The 19,380-nt window shown below is 71.3% G+C and carries 21 protein-coding genes; 8 read left to right on the top strand and 13 right to left on the bottom strand.

All coding sequences use genetic code 11. The annotated features are described in order from the left end of the window. Window positions 1-18 precede the first annotated feature (18 nt). Window positions 19-972 (bottom strand): ROK family protein, encoded by a 954-nt coding sequence (locus tag ACIP4Y_RS12360; RefSeq protein WP_401391414.1) that lies wholly within the window; start codon window positions 970-972, stop codon window positions 19-21. 199 nt (window positions 973-1,171) lie between these two features. Here ACIP4Y_RS12360 and ACIP4Y_RS12355 point away from each other — a divergent pair, with 199 nt between their 5' ends. Then, window positions 1,172-2,221, top strand: coding sequence for a LacI family DNA-binding transcriptional regulator (locus ACIP4Y_RS12355; protein WP_401391411.1), 1,050 nt, complete (start codon window positions 1,172-1,174; stop codon window positions 2,219-2,221). A gap of 75 nt (window positions 2,222-2,296) precedes the next feature. On the opposite strand, the gene ACIP4Y_RS12350 is transcribed toward ACIP4Y_RS12355, so the two are convergent. The 5 genes from ACIP4Y_RS12350 to ACIP4Y_RS12330 all read right to left on the bottom strand — a co-directional run bounded on the left by ACIP4Y_RS12350 (window position 2,297) and on the right by ACIP4Y_RS12330 (window position 6,931). Beyond that, window positions 2,297-3,595: a DUF6986 family protein gene (locus tag ACIP4Y_RS12350; RefSeq protein ID WP_401391408.1), complete on the bottom strand. Its 1,299-nt coding sequence runs from the start codon at window positions 3,593-3,595 to the stop codon at window positions 2,297-2,299. A gap of 175 nt (window positions 3,596-3,770) precedes the next feature. Beyond that, the gene (locus ACIP4Y_RS12345; RefSeq protein ID WP_358643049.1) at window positions 3,771-4,733 is read right to left on the bottom strand and encodes an electron transfer flavoprotein subunit alpha/FixB family protein; all 963 of its coding nucleotides are present in this window, start codon (window positions 4,731-4,733) and stop codon (window positions 3,771-3,773) included. Between the two features lie 53 nt (window positions 4,734-4,786). Beyond that, the gene (locus ACIP4Y_RS12340; protein ID WP_401391405.1) at window positions 4,787-5,572 is read right to left on the bottom strand and encodes an electron transfer flavoprotein subunit beta/FixA family protein; all 786 of its coding nucleotides are present in this window, start codon (window positions 5,570-5,572) and stop codon (window positions 4,787-4,789) included. A 228-nt stretch (window positions 5,573-5,800) separates the two neighbouring features. Then, window positions 5,801-6,310, bottom strand: coding sequence for a flavin reductase family protein (locus tag ACIP4Y_RS12335; protein WP_401391402.1), 510 nt, complete (start codon window positions 6,308-6,310; stop codon window positions 5,801-5,803). Between the two features lie 207 nt (window positions 6,311-6,517). Beyond that, window positions 6,518-6,931 (bottom strand): thioredoxin family protein, encoded by a 414-nt coding sequence (locus ACIP4Y_RS12330; RefSeq protein WP_358643064.1) that lies wholly within the window; start codon window positions 6,929-6,931, stop codon window positions 6,518-6,520. Between the two features lie 76 nt (window positions 6,932-7,007). On the opposite strand from ACIP4Y_RS12330, the gene ACIP4Y_RS12325 reads away from it, so the two are divergent. The 4 genes from ACIP4Y_RS12325 (at window position 7,008) to ACIP4Y_RS12310 (ending at window position 9,640) form a co-directional block, all read left to right on the top strand. Beyond that, complete coding sequence (locus tag ACIP4Y_RS12325) at window positions 7,008-7,427, top strand: DUF4395 domain-containing protein (RefSeq protein WP_401391400.1); 420 nt, start codon at window positions 7,008-7,010, stop codon at window positions 7,425-7,427. Between the two features lie 188 nt (window positions 7,428-7,615). Beyond that, complete coding sequence (locus tag ACIP4Y_RS12320) at window positions 7,616-8,344, top strand: lysophospholipid acyltransferase family protein (protein WP_401391397.1); 729 nt, start codon at window positions 7,616-7,618, stop codon at window positions 8,342-8,344. A 76-nt stretch (window positions 8,345-8,420) separates the two neighbouring features. Then, window positions 8,421-8,930 carry an RNA polymerase sigma factor gene (locus tag ACIP4Y_RS12315; protein WP_401391395.1) on the top strand — a complete coding sequence of 170 codons (510 nt, stop codon included), beginning with the start codon at window positions 8,421-8,423 and terminating at the stop codon, window positions 8,928-8,930. Continuing rightward, a complete protein-coding gene (locus ACIP4Y_RS12310) occupies window positions 8,930-9,640 on the top strand; it encodes a hypothetical protein (RefSeq protein ID WP_401391392.1) in 711 nt (236 codons plus the stop codon). The genes ACIP4Y_RS12315 and ACIP4Y_RS12310 overlap by 1 nt, the downstream gene beginning before the upstream one ends. A gap of 61 nt (window positions 9,641-9,701) precedes the next feature. On the opposite strand, the gene ACIP4Y_RS12305 is transcribed toward ACIP4Y_RS12310, so the two are convergent. The 6 genes from ACIP4Y_RS12305 to ACIP4Y_RS12280 all read right to left on the bottom strand — a co-directional run bounded on the left by ACIP4Y_RS12305 (window position 9,702) and on the right by ACIP4Y_RS12280 (window position 15,163). Then, a complete protein-coding gene (locus tag ACIP4Y_RS12305; RefSeq protein ID WP_358643035.1) occupies window positions 9,702-10,373 on the bottom strand; it encodes a hypothetical protein in 672 nt (223 codons plus the stop codon). Beyond that, a complete protein-coding gene (locus ACIP4Y_RS12300; RefSeq protein WP_358643033.1) occupies window positions 10,370-10,900 on the bottom strand; it encodes a hypothetical protein in 531 nt (176 codons plus the stop codon). Before ACIP4Y_RS12300 ends, ACIP4Y_RS12305 begins: the two co-directional genes overlap by 4 nt. A gap of 335 nt (window positions 10,901-11,235) precedes the next feature. Continuing rightward, window positions 11,236-11,826, bottom strand: coding sequence for a transglutaminase family protein (locus tag ACIP4Y_RS12295; protein WP_401391388.1), 591 nt, complete (start codon window positions 11,824-11,826; stop codon window positions 11,236-11,238). A gap of 78 nt (window positions 11,827-11,904) precedes the next feature. Then, window positions 11,905-12,975 (bottom strand): threonine aldolase family protein, encoded by a 1,071-nt coding sequence (locus ACIP4Y_RS12290; protein WP_401391385.1) that lies wholly within the window; start codon window positions 12,973-12,975, stop codon window positions 11,905-11,907. Further along, entirely contained in the window at window positions 12,972-13,727 is a 756-nt protein-coding gene (locus ACIP4Y_RS12285; RefSeq protein WP_358643027.1) for an SDR family oxidoreductase, read from the bottom strand. Before ACIP4Y_RS12285 ends, ACIP4Y_RS12290 begins: the two co-directional genes overlap by 4 nt. A gap of 38 nt (window positions 13,728-13,765) precedes the next feature. Next, the gene (locus tag ACIP4Y_RS12280; protein WP_401391382.1) at window positions 13,766-15,163 is read right to left on the bottom strand and encodes a DUF6421 family protein; all 1,398 of its coding nucleotides are present in this window, start codon (window positions 15,161-15,163) and stop codon (window positions 13,766-13,768) included. A gap of 404 nt (window positions 15,164-15,567) precedes the next feature. On the opposite strand from ACIP4Y_RS12280, the gene ACIP4Y_RS12275 reads away from it, so the two are divergent. Further along, complete coding sequence (locus tag ACIP4Y_RS12275) at window positions 15,568-16,251, top strand: glycerophosphodiester phosphodiesterase (RefSeq protein WP_401391379.1); 684 nt, start codon at window positions 15,568-15,570, stop codon at window positions 16,249-16,251. Between the two features lie 24 nt (window positions 16,252-16,275). Here ACIP4Y_RS12275 and ACIP4Y_RS12270 read toward each other — a convergent pair whose 3' ends face one another. Then, a complete protein-coding gene (locus tag ACIP4Y_RS12270; protein WP_401391376.1) occupies window positions 16,276-16,815 on the bottom strand; it encodes a GNAT family N-acetyltransferase in 540 nt (179 codons plus the stop codon). Window positions 16,816-16,885: 70 nt separating this feature from the next. Here ACIP4Y_RS12270 and ACIP4Y_RS12265 point away from each other — a divergent pair, with 70 nt between their 5' ends. Together ACIP4Y_RS12265 and ACIP4Y_RS12260 are read left to right on the top strand one after the other, a co-directional pair. Next, the gene (locus tag ACIP4Y_RS12265) at window positions 16,886-17,278 is read left to right on the top strand and encodes a VOC family protein (protein WP_401391373.1); all 393 of its coding nucleotides are present in this window, start codon (window positions 16,886-16,888) and stop codon (window positions 17,276-17,278) included. 1,145 nt (window positions 17,279-18,423) lie between these two features. Then, on the top strand, window positions 18,424-19,188 hold the full coding sequence (locus ACIP4Y_RS12260) for a VOC family protein (protein ID WP_401391371.1): 765 nt from the start codon (window positions 18,424-18,426) through the stop codon (window positions 19,186-19,188). Window positions 19,189-19,380 lie beyond the last annotated feature (192 nt).

Below are 19,380 nucleotides of genomic sequence, written 5' to 3'. Positions count from 1 at the left end.
TGATCCGGACGACACCCCCTAGTGGCTCACCGCCGGCACGTCCGGGGTGCGGGTCAGGGCTGCCGCCGCGGCGCCGACCAGTCCCGCGTCGGTGCCCGTCTGCGCGGGTACGACGGTGAGCCGCTGCACGAAGGACAGGGTCGCGTAGTCGGTGAGGGCCTTGCGCAGCGGCGTGAACAGGACGTCGCCCGCGTTGCCGACGCCCCCGCCGATCACCGCTATGTCGATCTCGACCAGGGTCGCGGTGGCCGCGATCCCGGCGGCCAGCGCCTGCGCGGCCCGCTCGAAGGAGGCCACCGCGACCGGGTCGCCCGCGCGGGCGGCGGCGGCCACCGCGGCGGCCGAGGTGTCACCGTCGGGGCCGGGAAGCCAGCCCTGCTCCAGGGCCCGGCGGGCGATGTTGGGACCGCTGGCGATGCGCTCCACACAGCCGCGTGAGCCACAGGGGCAGGGATCGCCGTCGAGGTCGACGCTGATGTGGCCGATGTGCCCGGCGTTGCCGGTCGGTCCGGGGTGCAGCCGCCCGCCCAGCACCAGGCCGCCGCCGACACCCGTCGAGACCACCATGCACAGCGCGTTGTCGTGGCCGCGCGCCGCGCCCTGCCAGTGCTCGGCCGCCGTGATCGCGACCCCGTCGCCGATCAGCTCCACCGGCAGGCCCCCGGTGACCGCACGGACCCGGTCGACCAGCGGGAAGTCCCGCCAGCCCGGCACGTTGACCGGGCTGACGGTGCCGGCCGAGGCGTCCACCGGACCGGCGCTGCCGATACCGACCGAGCGCGCGCGTCCCCACAGGGGCGACCCGGCGAGATCGCCGAGCACCGCCGCCACGGCCCGCATGACCGTTTCGCCATCCTGCTGGGCGGGCGTGGCGCGCTGGGCCCGGACCAGGATCCGTCCGTCGCCGTCCACCAGCGCGCCGGCGATCTTGGTGCCGCCGATGTCCAGGGCCGCCACGAGGTCGGTGTGCATCAGAGTCAGATCTCCCCGTTGAAGCTTGAAAAACCAAAGAAGGCAGGCCGGTCAAGCGGTGGGGGCGCAGGCCGGAGACAGCGGTGGACAGTCTCTCTCGCATCTGACAACGTTGTCCAGGCTCTATGCTCGACGCCACATCCTCATACAAGCCCACCACATCCCGCACCTCCCCCGTACGAGACAGGACAGACGCATCGTGCCCGAGACCACCCGCCGCGCAGACCGCCTTCCCGGGAACCGGTACGGCAACCGCCCGACGATGAAGGACGTGGCGGCGCGCGCCGGGGTCGGGCTCAAGACGGTCTCCCGCGTGGTCAACGGCGAACCCGGGGTCACCCCGGACACCGAGCGCCGGGTGCAGGAGGCGATCGAGGCGCTCGGCTTCCGCCGCAACGACAGCGCGCGGGTGCTGCGCAAGGGCCGTACGGCGAGCATCGGCCTGGTCCTGGAGGATCTCGCGGACCCGTTCTACGGCCCGCTCAGCCGAGCCGTCGAGGAGGTGGCCCGCGCCCACGGCGCCCTGCTGATCAACGGCTCCAGCGCCGAGGACCCCGAGCGCGAGCAGGAGCTGGCGCTGGCCCTGTGCGCGCGCCGGGTGGACGGGCTCGTGGTGATCCCGGCCGGGGACGACCACCGCTATCTGGAGCCGGAGATCAGGGCCGGCGTGGCGACCGTGTTCGTGGACCGCCCGGCCGGCCGGATCGACGCCGACGTGGTGCTGTCCGACAACTACGGCGGCGCCCGCGACGGCGTGGCCCACCTCATCGCGCACGGCCACCGCCGGATCGGGTTCATCGGCGACATGCCCCGCATCCACACCGCGGCCGAGCGGCTGCGCGGCTACCGGGCGGCGATGGAGGACGCGGGCATAACCGTCGAGGACCGCTGGATGTCCCTGGGGGCGACGAACCCGCAGCGGGTGCGCCGGGCCGCGGAGGAGATGCTGTCCGGACCCGACCCGGTGACCGCGGTGTTCGCCGGCAACAACCGGGTGACGGTCACCGTGATCCGGGTCCTGGCCGAGCAGGCGCGCCGGGTCGCGCTCGTCGGCTTCGACGACATCGAGCTGGCCGACCTGCTCCAGCCGGGCGTCACGGTCGTCGCCCAGGACGCCGCGGCCCTCGGCCGTACCGCCGCCGAGCGCCTCTTCCGCCAGCTGGACGGCACCCTCATCGTCCCCGAGCGGATCGAGCTGCCGACCCGCCTGATCACGCGCGGCTCGGGCGAACTGCCGCCGGCGGACTGAGCGGGCCCGCGCGGTGGCGGCTGCTGCGGTCAGCGTCCCCGCCGTCGGTCGCACCCGCTCCCCCGGCCCTCACGCCTACTGCCCGGAGGCCGTCAGATCGCCGCGGCGGGGTGCCGCAAAGCTCTCCAGGTCGGCGCGGGTCAGGCCGGTGAGGCGGGCGACCTCGGCGATGTCCAGGGCGCCGCAGTCCAGGCCGCGCAGCAGGTAGCCGCTCAGGGCCTTGGCGGTGGCGGGCTCGTCCATGACGTCGCCGCCGGCCCGGTTGGCGTACCGGGTGAGGCGGGCCGCCGCCTGCTCGAAGCCCTCGCGGTAGAAGGCGAAGACGGCCGCGTAGCGGGTCGGGATGTGGCCGGGATGCATGTCCCAGCCCTGGTAGTAGGCGCGGGCGAGGGCGCGGCGGGTGAGGCCGTAGTGGAGGCGCCAGGCGTCGTGCACCTTGGCGGTCGGGCCGACCGGGAGGACGTTGGTGGAGCCGTCCGAGACGCGGACGCCGGTGCCGGCCGCCGCGACCTGCATGACCGCCTTGGCGTGGTCGGCGGCCGGGTGGTCGCTGGCCTGGCAGGCGGCGGAGACACCGAGGCAGGCGCTGTAGTCGAAGGTGCCGTAGTGCAGTCCGGTGGCGCGGCCCTCGGCGGCCTGGATCATGCGGGCGACGGTGGCGGTGCCGTCGGTGGCGAGGATCGCCTGGCTGGTCTCGATCTGGATCTCGAAGCCGAGGCGGCCGGCGTCCAGGCCGTGCGCCTTCTCGAAGGCCTCCAGGAGCCGGACGAAGGCGCCGACCTGCTCGGGGTACGTCACCTTGGGCAGGGTGAGGACCAGGCCCTCGGGCAGGCCGCCGGCCTGCATCAGGCCGGTGAGGAAGACGTCGAGGGTGCGGATGCCCCGGTCGCGTACGGCGGCCTCCATGCACTTCATGCGGATGCCCATGTACGGCGCGGCCGTGCCGGTGCGGTACGCCTCGGCGATCAGGCGGGCGGCGCGGGCGGCCGTCGCGTCCTCCTCGGCGTCGGGCCGAGGGCCGTAGCCGTCCTCGAAGTCGACGCGCAGGTCCTCGATGGGCTCGCGCTCCAGCTTGGCGCGGACGCGGGAGTAGACCGGCTCGGCCAGTTCGTCCGACAGCCCGAGGACGGCCGCGAAGGAGGCGGCGTCGGGGGCGTGTTCGTCGAGGGCCGCGAGAGCCTGGTCGCCCCAGGAGCGGAGGGTGTCGGCGGCGAAGGCGTCGCCGGGGACGTACACGGTGTGGACGGGCTGCCGGGTGCCGGGGTCCCCGGGGTAGCGGCGCTCCAGCTCCGCGTCGACCGGTGCGAGGGAGGCGCTGATCTCCTCGCTGACGGCGCCCGCGAGGCTTGTCGCCACCTGCTCCTGCTGACCCATCCCACACCCTCCAATTTTCCGCTGTGCGGAATCAACAATCCGTAGAATGAAGTTATCCGGGGTGGTTCCCGCTGGTCAACACCCTCTCGCACGGTGGTCGGTACCGTCTTCAGGATGCACCGAGGCCCCCGTGACCGCGCCGGTCACAGGGGCCTCGTGCTGCGCCTCGGGAGGATCAGCCCTTGCGGGTCTTGATCTCCTCGGTCAGCTGGGGCACGACGTCGAACAGGTCGCCGACCACACCGAAGTCGACCAGCTCGAAGATCGGGGCCTCGGCGTCCTTGTTGACGGCCACGATGGTCTTCGAGGTCTGCATACCGGCGCGGTGCTGGATCGCACCCGAGATGCCGTTGGCGATGTACAGCTGCGGCGAGACCGACTTACCGGTCTGGCCGACCTGGTTGGTGTGCGGGTACCAGCCGGCGTCGACGGCGGCACGCGAGGCACCGACGGCCGCGCCGAGCTGGTCGGCGAGCGCCTCGATGATCGAGAAGTTCTCGGCGCCGTTCACACCGCGGCCACCGGAGACCACGATCGCGGCCTCGGTCAGCTCCGGGCGGCCCGTCGACTCACGCGGGGTGCGGCCGGTGATCTTGGTGCCGGTGGCCTTGTCGGAGAAGGTCACGGACAGGGCCTCGACGGCGCCGGCGGCCGGGGCGGCCTCGACGGCGGCCGAGTTCGGCTTGACCGTGATGACCGGGGTGCCCTTGACGACGCGGGACTTGGTGGTGAAGGACGCGGCGAACACCGACTGGGTGGCCACCGGGCCCTCGTCGCCGGCCTCCAGGTCGACGGCGTCGGTGATGATGCCGGAGCCGATGCGCAGCGCCAGGCGGGCGGCGATCTCCTTGCCCTCGGCGGAGGACGGGACCAGCACGGCGGCCGGGGACACGGCCTCGTAGGCGGCCTGCAGGGCGTCCACCTTCGGCACGACCAGGTACTCGGCGTACTCGGCCGCGTCGTGGGTGAGGACCTTCACCGCGCCGTGCTCGGCGAGCGTGGCGGCGGTGTCGGCGGCGCCGTTGCCGAGCGCGACGGCGACGGGCTCGCCGATGCGGCGGGCCAGGGTCAGCAGCTCGAGGGTCGGCTTGCGGACGGCACCGTCCACGTGGTCGACGTAGACGAGGACTTCAGCCATGGGATTGCTCTCCTGCGTAACGAAGTTGAGGGGCGGTCAGCGGGGGCGAGCCCTTAGATGAACTTCTGGCTCGCGAGGAACTCAGCGAGCTGCTTGCCGCCCTCGCCCTCGTCCTTGACGATGGTGCCGGCCGTGCGCGCCGGACGCTCGGTCGCGGTCTCGACCTTGGTGAAGGCGCCGTCCAGGCCGACCTCCTCGGCCTCGATGTCCAGGTCGGACAGGTCCCAGGACTCCACCGGCTTCTTCTTGGCCGCCATGATGCCCTTGAAGGACGGGTAGCGGGCCTCGCCGGACTGGTCGGTCACGGAGACGACCGCCGGGAGCTGGGCCTCGAGCTGCTCGGAGGCGGCGTCGCCGTCGCGGCGGCCCTTCACCGTGCCGTCCTCGACGGAGACCTGGGACAGCAGGGTGACCTGCGGGACGCCCAGGCGCTCGGCGACCAGCGCGGGGACGACGCCCATGGTGCCGTCGGTGGAGGCCATGCCGGAGATCACCAGGTCGTAACCGGCCTTCTCGACGGCCTTGGCCAGCACCAGGGAGGTGCCGATGGCGTCGGTGCCGTGCAGGTCGTCGTCCTCGACGTGGATGGCCTTGTCGGCACCCATGGAGAGGGCCTTGCGGAGCGCGTCCTTGGCGTCCTCGGGGCCGACCGTCAGGACGGTGACCTCGGCGTCGTCCGCGTTCTCCGCGATCTGGAGGGCCTGCTCGACCGCGTACTCGTCCAGCTCGGAGAGCAGGCCGTCGACGTCGTCGCGGTCGACGGTCAGGTCATCGGCGAAGTGCCGGTCGCCAGTGGCGTCGGGCACGTACTTCACAGTGACAACGATCCTCAAGCTCACGCCGGCTCTCCTACTGCATCGTCATTTCGGGCTGCCTCTTGCAGGCAGCATAGGCGCCTCAAGCGGCCGATCCCGGTCGGGGCGTCCGCGCGCTCCGACCGAAATATTACTCGTCAGTACACCCAGTTCCTGCCCGCTAAGCAAGCGCTTTGAACTGTGACCTTCGCAACGCAGCGTAACCGGAACTCGACGGCTCCGCAGGAGGGGGTGGCGCGATCCGGGACGTGATCAATCCCGCAGGCCGTTGAAGCGGCCCTGGTGGTAGAGGAGCGGGCGGCCGGCGCCCGAGGGGTCGCCGAGGACCACCTCGGCGAGCACGATCCGGTGATCACCGGCAGGCACCCGTCCGACGATCCGGCAGACCAGCCAGGCGAGCACGTCGTCCAGCACCGGTACGCCTTCCGGGCCCTCCCGCCAGGCGGTGGGCGCGCCGAAGCGGTCGGCGCCGCTGCGGGCGAAGGTGGCGGCCAGGTCGCTCTGGTGCTCGCCGAGTATGTGCACGCCCACGTGGTCGGCCTCGGCTATCGCGGGCCAGCTGGAGGCGCCCGTGCCGATGCCGAAGGAGACCAGCGGCGGCTCGGCGGAGACGGAGGTCAGGGAGGTGGCGGTGAAGCCGACCGGGCCGGAGGCGCCACGCGCGGTGATCACCGCCACACCGGCGGCGTGCCGGCGGAAGGTGGAGCGCAGGAGATCGGGGGAGGCGAGCTGGGGCGTGCCGAGGTCGGGCGTGGCCGTCATGCGGGTGTCCTTCTGCGAGGAGGGAGAACGGGTCCGTGGCTGCTCAGCAACCCGGACAGCGCGCGCTCGCGGTGCGGGCGAGGTCGACGTGGACCCGCCCGTAGAGAAGGAGTTCGATCGGCATACGGTCAGACTGACGATAGGTGGTGCGCACAGTCAAGCCGCTTCCGGAATCCGGAAGATGTCCCACCGTTGCCTGAAACCCGCTCACACGGCCTCTCCCAGGGCGGCGATGACGTCGGCCTTCCGCGGCTGTCCGGTGGCGCGCCGCACCACGCGGCCGTCGGCGTCCAGAACCAGGACGGTGGGGGTCTTGAGGATCTCCAGTTCGCGTACGAGGTCCAGGCGGGCCTCGGCGTCGATCTCCACGTGGGTCACGCCCGGGACCATCCCGGCGACCTCGCCGAGGATGCGCCGGGTCGCCCGGCAGGGCGCGCAGAAGGCGCTGGAGAACTGCACGAGCGTGGCCCGCTCCCCCAGTTCACCGCCGAGTTCGGCCACCCCGAGCCGCTTGCCGTCGTCGCGCCCGCGCACCCGTACCCTCCCGTTCCGCCGCTTGTGCAGCACTCCGCAGGCGCTCGCCGCAGCGAGCACCGCCAGGCACACCACCAGTCCGGTCATCCTCAGCACAAGCATTCACGGGACTGCAAAGATTCCCGCCTCCCGCGGAGAGCCGTCCCTGCGGAATGCTTGCTGCATGGACATCGACGCACGGGGGCCGCGGTATGCAGCGGCCGTGACCACGGTGGTACTGGTGGTGGCGCTCGGCACGGAGAACGCCTGGGTGCTGGGCTGGCAGACGCTGGCCTTCGCGCTCGGCGCGGCCGGGGGCGTGAGCCGCTCGCCGTACGGCTGGGCGTTCCGCACGGCGGTGCGGCCGCGGCTCGGGCCGCCGAAGGAGTTCGAGCCGCCGGAGCCGCCGCGGTTCGCGAAGGCGGTCGGGCTGCTGTTCGCGGGCCTCGGCCTGACCGGGTTCACCGTGGGGCCGCAGTGGCTGGGGTTCGCGGCGACCGGGGCGGCGCTCGCCGCCGCGTTCCTGAACGCCGTGTTCGGGTACTGCCTCGGCTGCGAGATGTTCCTGCTGCTGAAGCGGGCGGCGGCGACACGGGTGGAGTAAAGGGGCCCTGAGCGGGCAATGCGGGATGTAGGCCGACGTGACGAGGATCTCGCCGCCGCGGGGCACCAGGACTGGCTCCCCGTCCGTTCTTCGGGCACGATCTGCGATACGTCGTAAACCTACGGCTGCGTAACTTTCCCGCCGGGAGCCCCCTTTCCCGAGCAGAGCAGAAAGGGCCCACCCCGCCCATGGCAGAGCTGGTCTACCGTCCCGTCATCGGTTTCGCCAAGACGCTGTTCAAGGTCTGGGATCTGAACATCGACTGCCAGGGGTCGGAGAACATCCCGCGCTCGGGCGGCGCGGTGCTGGTGAGCAACCACATCAGCTACCTGGACTTCATCTTCAACGGCCTGGCCGCCCTGCCGCAGAAGCGCCTGGTGCGGTTCATGGCGAAGGAGTCGGTCTTCCGGCACAAGGTCTCCGGGCCGCTGATGCGCGGGATGAAGCACATCCCGGTGGACCGAGGGCAGGGCGAGGCGGCATACGCGCACGCACTGGACTCGCTGCGCTCCGGCGAGATCATCGGGGTGTTCCCGGAGGCGACGATCTCGCAGTCCTTCACGCTGAAGAGCTTCAAGTCGGGCGCGGCCCGCCTGGCCCAGGAGGCGGGGGTCCCGCTGATCCCGATGGCGGTGTGGGGCACGCAGCGGCTGTGGACGAAGGGCCACCCGCGCAACTTCAAGCGCAGCCACCTGCCCGTCACCATCCGCGTCGGCGAGGCCGTGGAGGCGCCCCGCGACCAGTACGCCGGCGCCATCACCCGCCGGCTGCGCGAGCGCGTCCAGGAACTCCTGGAGGCCGCCCAGCGCGCCTACCCGGGCCGCCCCAAGGGCCCCGAGGACACCTGGTGGCTGCCCGCGCACCTGGGCGGCACGGCTCCTACGGCGGAGGCACTGCGCACGGCGGAAGCCCTCTGACCCGTCGCGACGGCGTCCGCCGGAACTCTTCGCACCGATCGGTAAGGATGCACCGGGTCTCCGACATATAAGAGGTGTGGAGACCCTGAAGACCCGCACCGACCGTGACCGCGCCGCGCGGTTCACGGCCTTGTACGTCCGTGAGCATGCGCGGGTGTGCGCGTACGTGCACCGGCGTGCCGGCGACCGGGGAGCGGCGGAGGAACTCACCGCGGAGGTCTTCCGCACCGCGTGGGAGCGCATGACGGCCGGTCAGGACGTGGGCATCGGCTGGCTGTTCGTCACCGCGCGCAACCTGCTGAGCAACCACTACCGCTCGATGGCACGCCTGACGGAGATACACCGCACCATCGCCGACACGATGGGCAGCGCTCCGGCGTCGAGTCAGGACAACGCCGTACTCGACGCCCTGGACCGGCTTCCGCCCGCGCACCGCGAGGTCCTCCTGCTGAGTTACTGGGACGGGCTGAGCGCGGCGGAGGTCGGTGAAGTCCTCGGATGCAGCACATCCGCGGTCTGGGTCCGGCTGCACCGAGCACGCAAAGCGTTCCGTGCCGTTTACGATCTGCCCCAGGAGCCAGTCTGATGCGTGTGAAGCCTCTGATCACGGACGCCAACCCGGTCCCGGACACCGCGCACGAGACCCTGTCGGCGCGCGCCGCCGACGAACTCGCCACGCTGGTCGGGCCCGACGGCACCCCGCCTCCCGCGGCCCCGCGCCGGGCGCCCCGGCGGGGATACCTGATGGCCGCCGTGGCGTGCGGCGCCGCCGTCGCCATCGGCGCCGTCACCCTGTTCAGCCTGCAGGGCGACCCGGCCGGGCCGAGCGGCCACCAGGCCGGGCGGAGCAGCGAGTCGGCCGGAGCGGGCGAGGGCACGGACGGCGGCATCAGCGCCGACGAGCCGTACTTCGACAGCACGGCCGAGCTGGAAGGAGCGGCGAACGTGATCGTACGGGCGCGGCTCGGCTCCGGGCACGAGACGACCGGCGACGGTGTCCGCACGACGGTGGCCACGGCGAAGGTGGTCGCCACCGCCAAGGGCGAGACACCGGGCGACGCGATCCAGGTCTCCTACACGACCCCGGGTTCCGGGCCCGAGACCGCCGGCCTCACCGCCGGCAAGGAGTACGTCCTGCTGCTCGACAAGGCCGAGGGCGGCGACTACGTCCTGGTGAACACCACGCAGGGCTGGTACGAGGTCGAGGGCGGCGCCGCGGTGGCCGCGAAGGACAACGGTGTGGCCCTGAGCCCGGGGGTGCGCAAGGCGCTCCGGCTGGCACCTCAGGGCCGGTGACACGACGCCGGTGCGCCACGGACGATCCGTGGCGCACCGGCGGGGTGGGGCGGCGATGTGCTTACCGGGTGCGGTTCTCGGCGATCCGGTCGGCCTTGACGGCCAGCTGGTCGACCTTGCCCGCGTTGGCGAAGCCGCCGACGGACACGGCCTTGACCGTGCCGTCCGCCTTGACGGAGTAGAGCGCCTGCTCGGGGTTGAGCAGGTCGTACGGGCTCTTGCCGTGGGCGGCGAGCATCAGCACGTACCGCTGACCGCCCTTGGCGAGCATGGTGGTGTCCTTCTCCTGGTACGCCACACCGTTGTAGGTGCCGCCGAGCTGGCTGACCTCGATGGTGTCGCCGACGGCCACCTTGCCGGCGAGGGCCCGGGTGACCTTCACCTTGGAGACGGTGACGATGACCGGGTTCTCCTCGGCCGCCTTCTTGGCCGCCTTGGCCTCGGCGGGCGACAGGCCGGCCTGCGGGTTGGTGGCGGGGTTGTCACCGGCGGGCGCGTCGGGCAGCACCTTCTGCACCCGGCTGCCTACGACGGTGCCCTCGACGACGGCGTCGGACTTCTTGATGACGTCGTCGAGCGAGGAGTACGCGGGGTAGTCCGCGTGGTAGGTCACGGTGTCCGGAGCCGCTGCGGACTTGGCCCCGTCGGAGGAGCCGTCCGCGGAGCAGCCGACAGCGGCGAACGCGGCGAGCACCGCGGTCCCGGCGACGAGAATGTTCCGTCTGGCGTTCATCGGTAGATCCTCTTCACCTCGGACTTGTCATAGGGCTGCGGCGTCTGCACCCTCGAGCGGTCGCGGCTGTGCTTCATCAGCGAGACCTTGCTCGTGTTCGGGTTGTCGGCGAGGCTGAGCCCGTGCCCCAGTTCGTGGGTGCTGGTGCTGCGCACCCACTTGTCGTACTTGGGGATGCTCTTCGTGTCCCGCCAGAGGGTCGTGGCGTTGACCTTGATCTGGAAGGAGCGGTGCGCCCGCGTTCCGGACGGCGCGTACAGGCCGTACCAGCTCTGGCTGTAGTTGCCGGCCGTGAAGCTGGGCTTGGCGCTGGAGCTGCGCTTGATGTTCGCCCCGACACCGGCGCGGTTCCAGTTGCCGCGGGCGGTGTCGAAGTACTTGACCCACTCGCCGTTGATGCCGACGGTCTTGACGCTGAACGACCGCTTGGGCATGCCCCCGCTGTAGTACGTCGCGTGGGCGGGGGCCGTGACGGCCAGGGTGCCGGCGACGGCCAGCGCGGCACTCGACGTCAGGCCGAGTGACACTCGTGCGATTCTTCGATTCAACTGTTCTCCCCGTGAATTGAGCAGGCGGCAGGGCCGAGTACGAACTGGCATCGCTCCACGGTCGGCGCAGCGTGATACATCCACGTCCTGGATGTCAGGTCGCAGGAAAGAACGCGAAAGGAACGGGGACGCGGATAGTCGACGCGCCCCGGAAAAGACTGATTTCCCCCTTGTGGATCCCCCGTTGACCGGCCGCACCGTGATGCCGCCTGTGATCGAGATCTAGCCTCACAGGCGGTGCAGGTCTCGGCATCGGTCTCAAGTAGGAAAAGATTTCTCCTACTTGAGGCGGATGTTTTGCAAGTGCCGTGGATTCAGAGCGAGTCGGGGAGCGTCTTCCAGAGGTACCGCCGGTCGGGGGCGGCTCGCAGGGCGGCGATGACGAGCGGGTGCGGTTCGGCGTACAGGACGGGGTGGTCCAGCTCGCCGGCGGCGGGGTCGGGGATCCAGGCCAGCCGCTCGCCGGTCAGGGAGAACCGGGCGTCGACGCCCGGTTTGTTGCCGCGCGGGTCCTGCCGGTGCCAGGCCCCGTTGAAGCGGACGGCGACCAGGCCGTGGAGGGCATGGCCGCCCTCGTCGTGGGCCAGGCGCTGGTAGCACAGGGCGGTCGGGATGTCCTCGGCCCGCAACAGCGCGGCGAGGGCGTGGGACTTGGCGTAGCAGATGCCGGTGCCCAGGGTCAGCACGTCGGAGGCGCGCCAGGTGACGCGGAGGTCGCCGGAGTCCTGGGAGTGCGGGATGGCGTCCCGGACGAATTCATAGGCGGCCCGTGCATAATCATACGAGTCCGTGGCCTCGGCAGCCAGGCGGGCGGCCGTCTCCCGCACCACCGGATGATGGTGGTCGATGGCCTCGTAGGCGGCCAGGTAGGCAGAGAGGTCGGCGGTGTTCTGGATCAGCTCCATGCCCGCAGAGCATAGGAATGCGATCACCCGAGCGTCAATGACTTTTCGGGTGACCGCATATCTATGCATAGCTTGGGACTAGCGGGCCATCTCCTCCTTGAGCGCCGCGACAAAGGTGTCGACGTCGTCCTCGGTGGTGTCGAAGGAGCACATCCAGCGCACCACTCCGGCGGCCTCGTCCCAGAAGTAGAACCGGAACCGCTTCTGCAGCCGCTCGCTCACGTCGTGCGGGAGCTTGGCGAAGACGCCGTTCGCCTGCACGGGGTAGAGGATCTCCACGCCGTGCACCGCGCGGACGCCCTCGGCGAGCCGCTGGGCCATCTCGTTGGCATGACGGGCGTTGCGCAGCCACAGGTCCTTGGCGAGCAGGGCCTCCAGCTGCACGGAGACGAAGCGCATCTTCGAGGCCAGCTGCATCGACATCTTCCGCAGGTGCTTCATCTGCCGCACCGCGTCCTGGTTGATGACGACGACCGCCTCGCCGAACAGCGCGCCGTTCTTCGTCCCGCCCAGGGAGAGGATGTCGACGCCGACCGCATTGGTGAACGTCCGCATGGGCACGTCCAGGGAGGCGGCGGCGTTGGCTATCCGGGAGCCGTCCAGGTGCACCCGCATGCCGTGCGCGTGGGCGTGCTCGCAGATCGCGCGGATCTCCTCGGGCGTGTAGAGGGTGCCCAGCTCGGTGCTCTGGGTGAGCGACACGACCTGCGGCATGGCGCGGTGCTCGTCCTCCCAGCCCCAGGCCTGCCGGTCGATCAGCTCCGGCGTGAGCTTGCCGTCGGGCGTGGGCACGGTGAGCAGCTTCAGCCCGCCCATGCGCTCGGGAGCGCCGCCCTCGTCCACGTTGATGTGCGCGCTCTCGGCGCAGATCACCGCGCCCCAGCGGTCGGTGACCGCCTGGAGCGCGACGACGTTCGCGCCGGTGCCGTTGAAGACCGGGAAGGCCTCCGCGGTGGCACCGAAGTGCCTGCGGATGATCCCCTGGAGGTTCTCGGTGTAGTCGTCCTCGCCGTAGGCCACCTGGTGGCCGCCGTTGGCCAGGGCCAGGGCGGCCAGCACCTCGGGGTGGGCTCCGGCGTAGTTGTCACTGGCGAAACCGCGGACCTGCGGGTCGTGATGGCGACGCGCGTCGGTCTTGGGAGGGTTCACGGCTTCTCGGTCAGCCACAGACGGTTTCCGTTCACTTCGGCGGCGGACTTGCTCCAGACGCCCTCGATGGCCTCGGCCAGGTCCTTGACGTCCGTGAAGCCCGCGAACTTCGCGTTGGGGCGTTCGGCGCGCATCGCCTCGTGCACCAGCGCCTTCACCACCAGGATCGTAGCCGCGGACGTCGGCCCCTCGGCGCCTCCCGCCTTGCGGAAGAAGTCGGCCATGGCGAGCGTCCACGCCTCGGCGGCGGCCTTGGCCGCGGAGTAGGCCGCGTTACCGGCGGTCGGCTTCGAGGCGCCGGCCGCGCTGATCAGGACGTACCGGCCGCGCTCACTGCGCTGCAACGCCTCGTGGAACGCCAGGGAGGTGTGCTGCACGGTCTTGACGAGCAGCAGCTCCAGGAAGTCCCAGTCGTCGAGGCTGGTCTTGGTGAAGGTCTCGCTGCCGCGCCAGCCGCCGACCAGGTGCACCAGGCCGTCGACCCGCCCGAAGTCCTTCTCGATGTGCGCGGCCCAGTCCCGGGTGGACTGCAGGTTCAGCAGGTCCACCGTGTCGCCGGTGACGGAGGCGCCACCCGAGGCGTAGCGGGCCGCGTCCACGGCCTCCGACAGCCGCTGCGGGTCGTTGTCCGCGCCGACGACGGTCGCCCCGGCCTCGGCCAGGCGCAGCAGGGTCGCGCGGCCGGCGGGTCCGCCCGCGCCGGCCACCGCGATCACCGCACCGCTGAGAGGCCCGTTCGCGCCGTTCCTCATGTTCTTCCCCTCTGAAGCAGTGTCCTGGACGCGGTCGCTCACGCGGCGACCCGCTCGGCGCTGTCCGCCGTGATGCCCTTGGTGGAGGCGATCACATTCTTCAGCTTCTTGGACAGGGCCTCATAGAACATGCTCAGCGGAAACTCGTCGGGAAGCACGTCGTCCACGAGCTTGCGCGGGGGCTGGGTCAGGTCCAGGGCGTCCGGGCCCTTGGCCCACTTGGAGCCGGGGTGCGGGGCGAGGTAGGTGGCGACCAGCTCGTAGCCGGCGAACCAGTGCACCAGCTTCGGGCGGTCGATGCCGTCCTTGTAGAGCTTCTCGATCTCGGCGCACAGCTGGTTGGTGACCTGCGGGGCGCGCTCCCAGTCGATGGAGAGCTTGTTGTCGGTCCAGCGGACGACGTCGTGCTTGTGCAGGTAGGCGAAGAGCAGCTGGCCGCCGAGGCCGTCGTAGTTGCGGTTGCGGTCACCGGTGACGGGGAAGCGGAACATCCGGTCGAAGAGCACCGCGTACTGCACGTCACGGGCCTGCGGGACGCCGTCCGTCTGGAGCTTCACGGCCTCCTTGAAGGCGGTGAGGTCACAGCGCAGCTCCTCCAGGCCGTACATCCAGAACGGCTGGCGCTGCTTGATCATGAACGGGTCGAACGGCAGGTCGCCGTGGCTGTGGGTGCGGTCGTGGACCATGTCCCACAGTACGAAGGCCTCCTCGCAGCGCTTCTGGTCGTGGACCATCGCGGCGATGTCCTCGGGCAGTTCCAGGCCCAGGATGTCGACGGCGGCCTCGGTCACGCGGCGGAAGCGGGCGGCCTCGCGGTCACAGAAGATGCCACCCCAGGAGAAACGTTCCGGCGCTTCGCGGACGGCGATGGTCTCCGGGAAGAGCACCGCGGAGTTGGTGTCGTAGCCCGAGGTGAAGTCCTCGAAGGTGATGCCGCAGAAGAGCGGGTTGTCGTAGCGGGTGCGCTCCAGCTCGGCCAGCCAGTCCGGCCAGACCATGCGCAGCACGACCGCCTCGAGGTTGCGGTCCGGGTTGCCGTTCTGCGTGTACATCGGGAAGACGACCAGGTGCTGCAGGCCGTCCTTGCGGTTGGCGGCGGGCTGGAAGGCCAGCAGGGAGTCCAGGAAGTCCGGCACCTGGAAGCCGCCCTCGGCCCAGCGGCGGAGGTCCTTCACCAGCGCCTGGTGGTAGGCGGCATCGTGCGGGAGGAGCGGGGAGAGCTGCTCGACCGCGTCCGCGACACGCTCGACGGCCGCCACGACGTCGGCCCGCTGCGGGGCGCCCTCGGCGTCGAAGTCGATCGATCCGTCCTTCGACTGCCATGGCCGGATCTGCTCCACGGCATCCTTGAGCACGGGCCAGGCCGGGTGCTCCACCACCCTGGTCAGCGGAGAAACCCGATCCTCCGCACCCGACTGCACAAGAATTTCCGTCATGTCCCATCCTCCACAGGAGAACCTCGCGTCATGGACACCGTATGCATACCCGGATCCTCTCAGCAAGAGCGGAGTCGGGAAATTTTTCTGTCACTCCCCTTGGTCACGGATGTTTTTCCTGTCGTAAACCGTGACGACGCTCACTTCCGTCGACGGCGTGCGGCGCCGACGAGGCCGTGATCCGGTCGGTCAAGGCAAGCGGGGACGCGCCCACGGGAGGGTGACAGCCGGGGCGGATACCGGCCAGCCGGCGCCTGGCCGTGCTCCCGAATGCCCGGCGCAGCTGCGGGTCCAACGCGCGGCCCGGCCGTTAGGCTGCGAGCCTGCCGCGTGGACGACGACGTCCGGACGGGTCCGTCGGTCCGCGCGCCGCCGAGCCGCCGTCGACGGAAGCGAGTTGAACCTTGAACTTCCTTACCATCGGTCACCGCGGTGTCATGGGCGTCGAGCCCGAGAACACCCTCCGTTCCTTCGTCGCCGCGCAGCGGGCCGGCCTCGACCTGATCGAACTCGATCTGCACCTGAGCAAGGACGGCGCCCTGGTCGTCATGCACGACGCCGAGGTGGACCGTACGACCGACGGGTCCGGACCGATCGCCGAGAAGACCCTCGCCGAGCTGCGCGCCCTGGACGCGGGCCGCGGGGAGCGGGTGCCGGTGTTCGAGGAGGTCCTGGACGCGGTGCACGCGCCGTTGCAGGCCGAGATCAAGGACGTGGCGGCGGCGCGCGCGCTGGCCGAGGTGATGCGCGCCCGCGACCTGACCGCTCGGGTGGAGGTGTCCTCGTTCCACGACGAGGCGGTCGCCGAGATCGCGCGGCTGGTGCCGGGCGTGCGCACGGCGCTGGTCGCAAGCCGGTACGGCACCGACGTGGTGGACCGCGCCGTCGCCGTGGGTGCCGCGACCGTGTGCCTCAACATCCGCCGGCTCACCCTGGAGGTCGTCGAGCACGCGCGCGCGTCCGGGCTGCGGATCATCGGCTGGGTGGTCAACACGCAGGACCACCTGCGGCTGGTCCGCGCGCTGGAGCTGGACGGGGCGACGACGGACTATCCGGAGATCAAGCGCACGGGGCGGTTCACGGCCTAGCGTGCACCGGACCGACCGGGTTGCTCAGGCGAGCTTCTTGACCAGCAGCTCGAACTGCAGGTCGTCGCGCTGCGGGATGCCGAAGCGCTCGTCGCCGTACGGGAACGGGGTCATCCGTCCCGTACGGCGGTAACCGCGGCGCTCGTACCAGGCGATCAGGTCGTCGCGGACCGAGATCACCGTCATGTGCATCTCGGTGGCTCCCCAGGTCTGCCGGGCCTGCCGCTCCGCCTCCGCGATCACGGTCTTCCCGAGGCCCGCGCCCTGGAGGGACGGGCTGACGGCGAACAAGCCGAAGTAGGCGTGGTCGCCGCGGTGCTCCAGCTGGCAGCAGGCGACGACACGGCCGTCCTGTTCCACGGTCAGCAGCCGGCTGTCGGGCGACTTGATGACCTTCAGCACGCCCTCCGGGTCGGTCCGCTGGCCCTCCAGGATGTCCGCCTCGGTGGTCCACCCGGCCCGGCTGCTGTCCCCCCGGTACGCCGACTCGATCAGGGCGACCAGGGCGTCGACGTCACCGTCGGTGGCGTCGCGGAAGGTGAGTCCGGTGGCGGGTGTGTCCATGGCGGCGGTCTCCGATCTCGGGCGTGGCTGAGCCAGGGACGAGGGTAACGCTGCCGCTAGCCTCCGGTGCATGGTGCATGTACTCAGCAGCCGCACGCTTCTCCAGCCGACCGATCCCGAGAGGTCCCGCGCCTTCTACGGCGAGCAGCTGGGCCTGGCGGTGTACCGGGAGTTCGGTACGGGCCCCGAGCGCGGGACGGTGTACTTCCTCGGCGGCGGGTTCCTGGAGGTCTCCGGCCGGTCCGACACCCCTCCGTCGCCCGCTGTGCGCCTGTGGCTCCAGGTCGAGGACGTGGCGGCCGCGCACGAGGAGCTGCGGGCCAAGGGAGTCGAGATCCTCCGGCCTCCGCAGCAGGAACCCTGGGGCCTGATCGAGATGTGGATCACCGACCCGGACGGCACGCGGATCGTCCTGGTGGAGACCCCGGGGGACCATCCCCTGCGGTACCGGCCCGGGGTCTGACCGGGGCCTCGGGTGGGCCCGGGTCATCGGCCGGGAGTCTGACCGGGGGCCTCGAGTGGGGGCCAACGTCGCCGGCCGGCCGGTGTCCGAACGCCTCGCCTCGGCAACCCCGATCGCCAGCCAGCCGAAGTCCGAACGCCTCGCCTCGGCAACCCCGATCGCCGGCCGGCCGGTGTCCGAGCACCTCGCCTCGGCAACCCCGATCGCCAGCCGGCCGAAGTCCGAACGCCTCGCCTCGGCAACCCCGATCGCCGGCCAGCCGGTGTCCGAACGCCTCGCCTCGGCAACCCCGGTCGCCGGCCAGCCGAAGTCCGAACACCTCGCCTCGGGAACCTTGATCGCCGGCCAGCCGGTGCCCGAGGACCTCGGCTCGGGAACCCCGGTCGCCAGCCGGCCGAAGTCCGAACACCCCGCCTCGGGAACCCAGGTCACCGACCGGCCAGTGTCCGAGCACCTCGCCTCGGGAACCTTGATCGCCGGCCAGCCGGTGTCCGAACACCTCGGCTCGGGAACCCCGGTCGCCAGCCGGCCGAAGTCCGAACACCTCGCCTCGGGAACCCCGGTCACCGACCGGCCGGTGCGCACCGACCGAAAGCCGCGGCCGGGACCGGCCGACACCGGCTGCACGGCACCGGCCGCGGTCCCCGCCAGGACCTTGCTCGGCTCCGGTGGTACGACCCGCCGGAAACCCCGCCACGGGTCTTCTGCCGCGCCGGCCGTGCTTCACACCGACCGGCCGAGAGCCGGAAACCGCGCCACAGCACCCCGCTCCACGCCGGCCGCACAGCACGACAACCCACCGACAGCCGGAAACCCCGCCCGAGGCCTTCCGCCGCACCAGCCCAGCCGCACACCTACCGGCCGACAGCCGGCAACCCCGCCACAGCACCCCGCGCAACACCAGCCGCACAGCCTGCCAACCCACCGACAGCCGCAAACCCCGCCAGGGCGCCTTAGCCGGCACCGGCCGTTGCGGCCGACAGCCGGAAACCCCGCCGAGACACCCGTCAGCGCCGCATGTGCGACACCGGCCGGCCGGACGGCTGCCCCCCACCAGGCCACGGCCCCGCACCCGGCCTAGCCGGATGGCCCCGGTCGAACGCTCGGGTTAGCGTGCGAGAGGGGATCGCCGGGAAGGAACCGCCATGAAATTCGACAAGCCGGTCACCGGCGGGCCCTGCTGGACCGAGCTGGGGACGAACGACCTGGAGGGGGCGAAGCGGTTCTACGCCGAGTTGTTCGGCTGGCGGCCGGAGACCGACCCGCGCCAGGAGGCGGGCGGCTACACGGTGGCGCACCTGGGGGACGCCCCGGTCGCCGCGCTCAGCCCGCTCTACCAGGAGAGCCAGCCGGTGGCGTGGAACGTCTCCTTCGCGGTGACGGACGCGGACGCCATGGCACGGCGCGTGGCGGAGGCGGGTGGCACGGTGCTCCTCGGCCCGATGGACGTGTTCGACGTGGGCCGCTTCGCGGTGGCCGCCGATCCGGCGGGCGCGGTGTTCCAGCTGTGGCAGGCACGGTCCTTCCCGGGCGCCGGGCTGTTCAACGCGCCCGGCACGCTCGGCTGGGTGGAGCTGGCGACCCGGGACACCGACCGGGCCCAGGACTTCTACACCACGGTGTTCGGCTGGAGCGTCAACGCCTCGCAGTGGTACACGCAGTGGGGCATCGGCGGGGAGGACTTCGGCGGCATGGCCGACATGGGCGACCGGTTCCCGCCCGAGGTGCCGCCGCACTGGATGCCGTACTTCGCGGTGGCCGACGTCGACGCGACGGCGGAGGCCGCCGAACAGGCGGGCGGCGCCGTCCTCATGCCCCCGACAACGGTCCCGGCCGGCCCGCGCATCGCGGTGCTGCGGGATCCGCAGGGGGCCGCGTTCGGAGTGCACCGGGCGGGCGAGGAGGGCTGAGCGCCGGCCTGCCCGCGGAGGGCGCTCCAGCCTTTGGCGTCGGCCCGCCGATCCGTGGACCGGCCGGCGCTGTCGGCGGCAGCCGTCGGATTGTGACGGTGGGACCTCTCGGCTCCGGAAGTGCTGCTGTATGCGGGGGTGGATTCGACAAGGCGAATGGACGTTCGACCTGACGGTTCCTGGCGCTGCTGC

This window comes from Streptomyces sp. NPDC088810 (assembly GCF_044750305.1).
Classification (GTDB): Bacteria; Actinomycetota; Actinomycetes; order Streptomycetales; family Streptomycetaceae; genus Streptomyces.
This window is presented reverse-complemented; position numbering and strand designations above follow the sequence as displayed.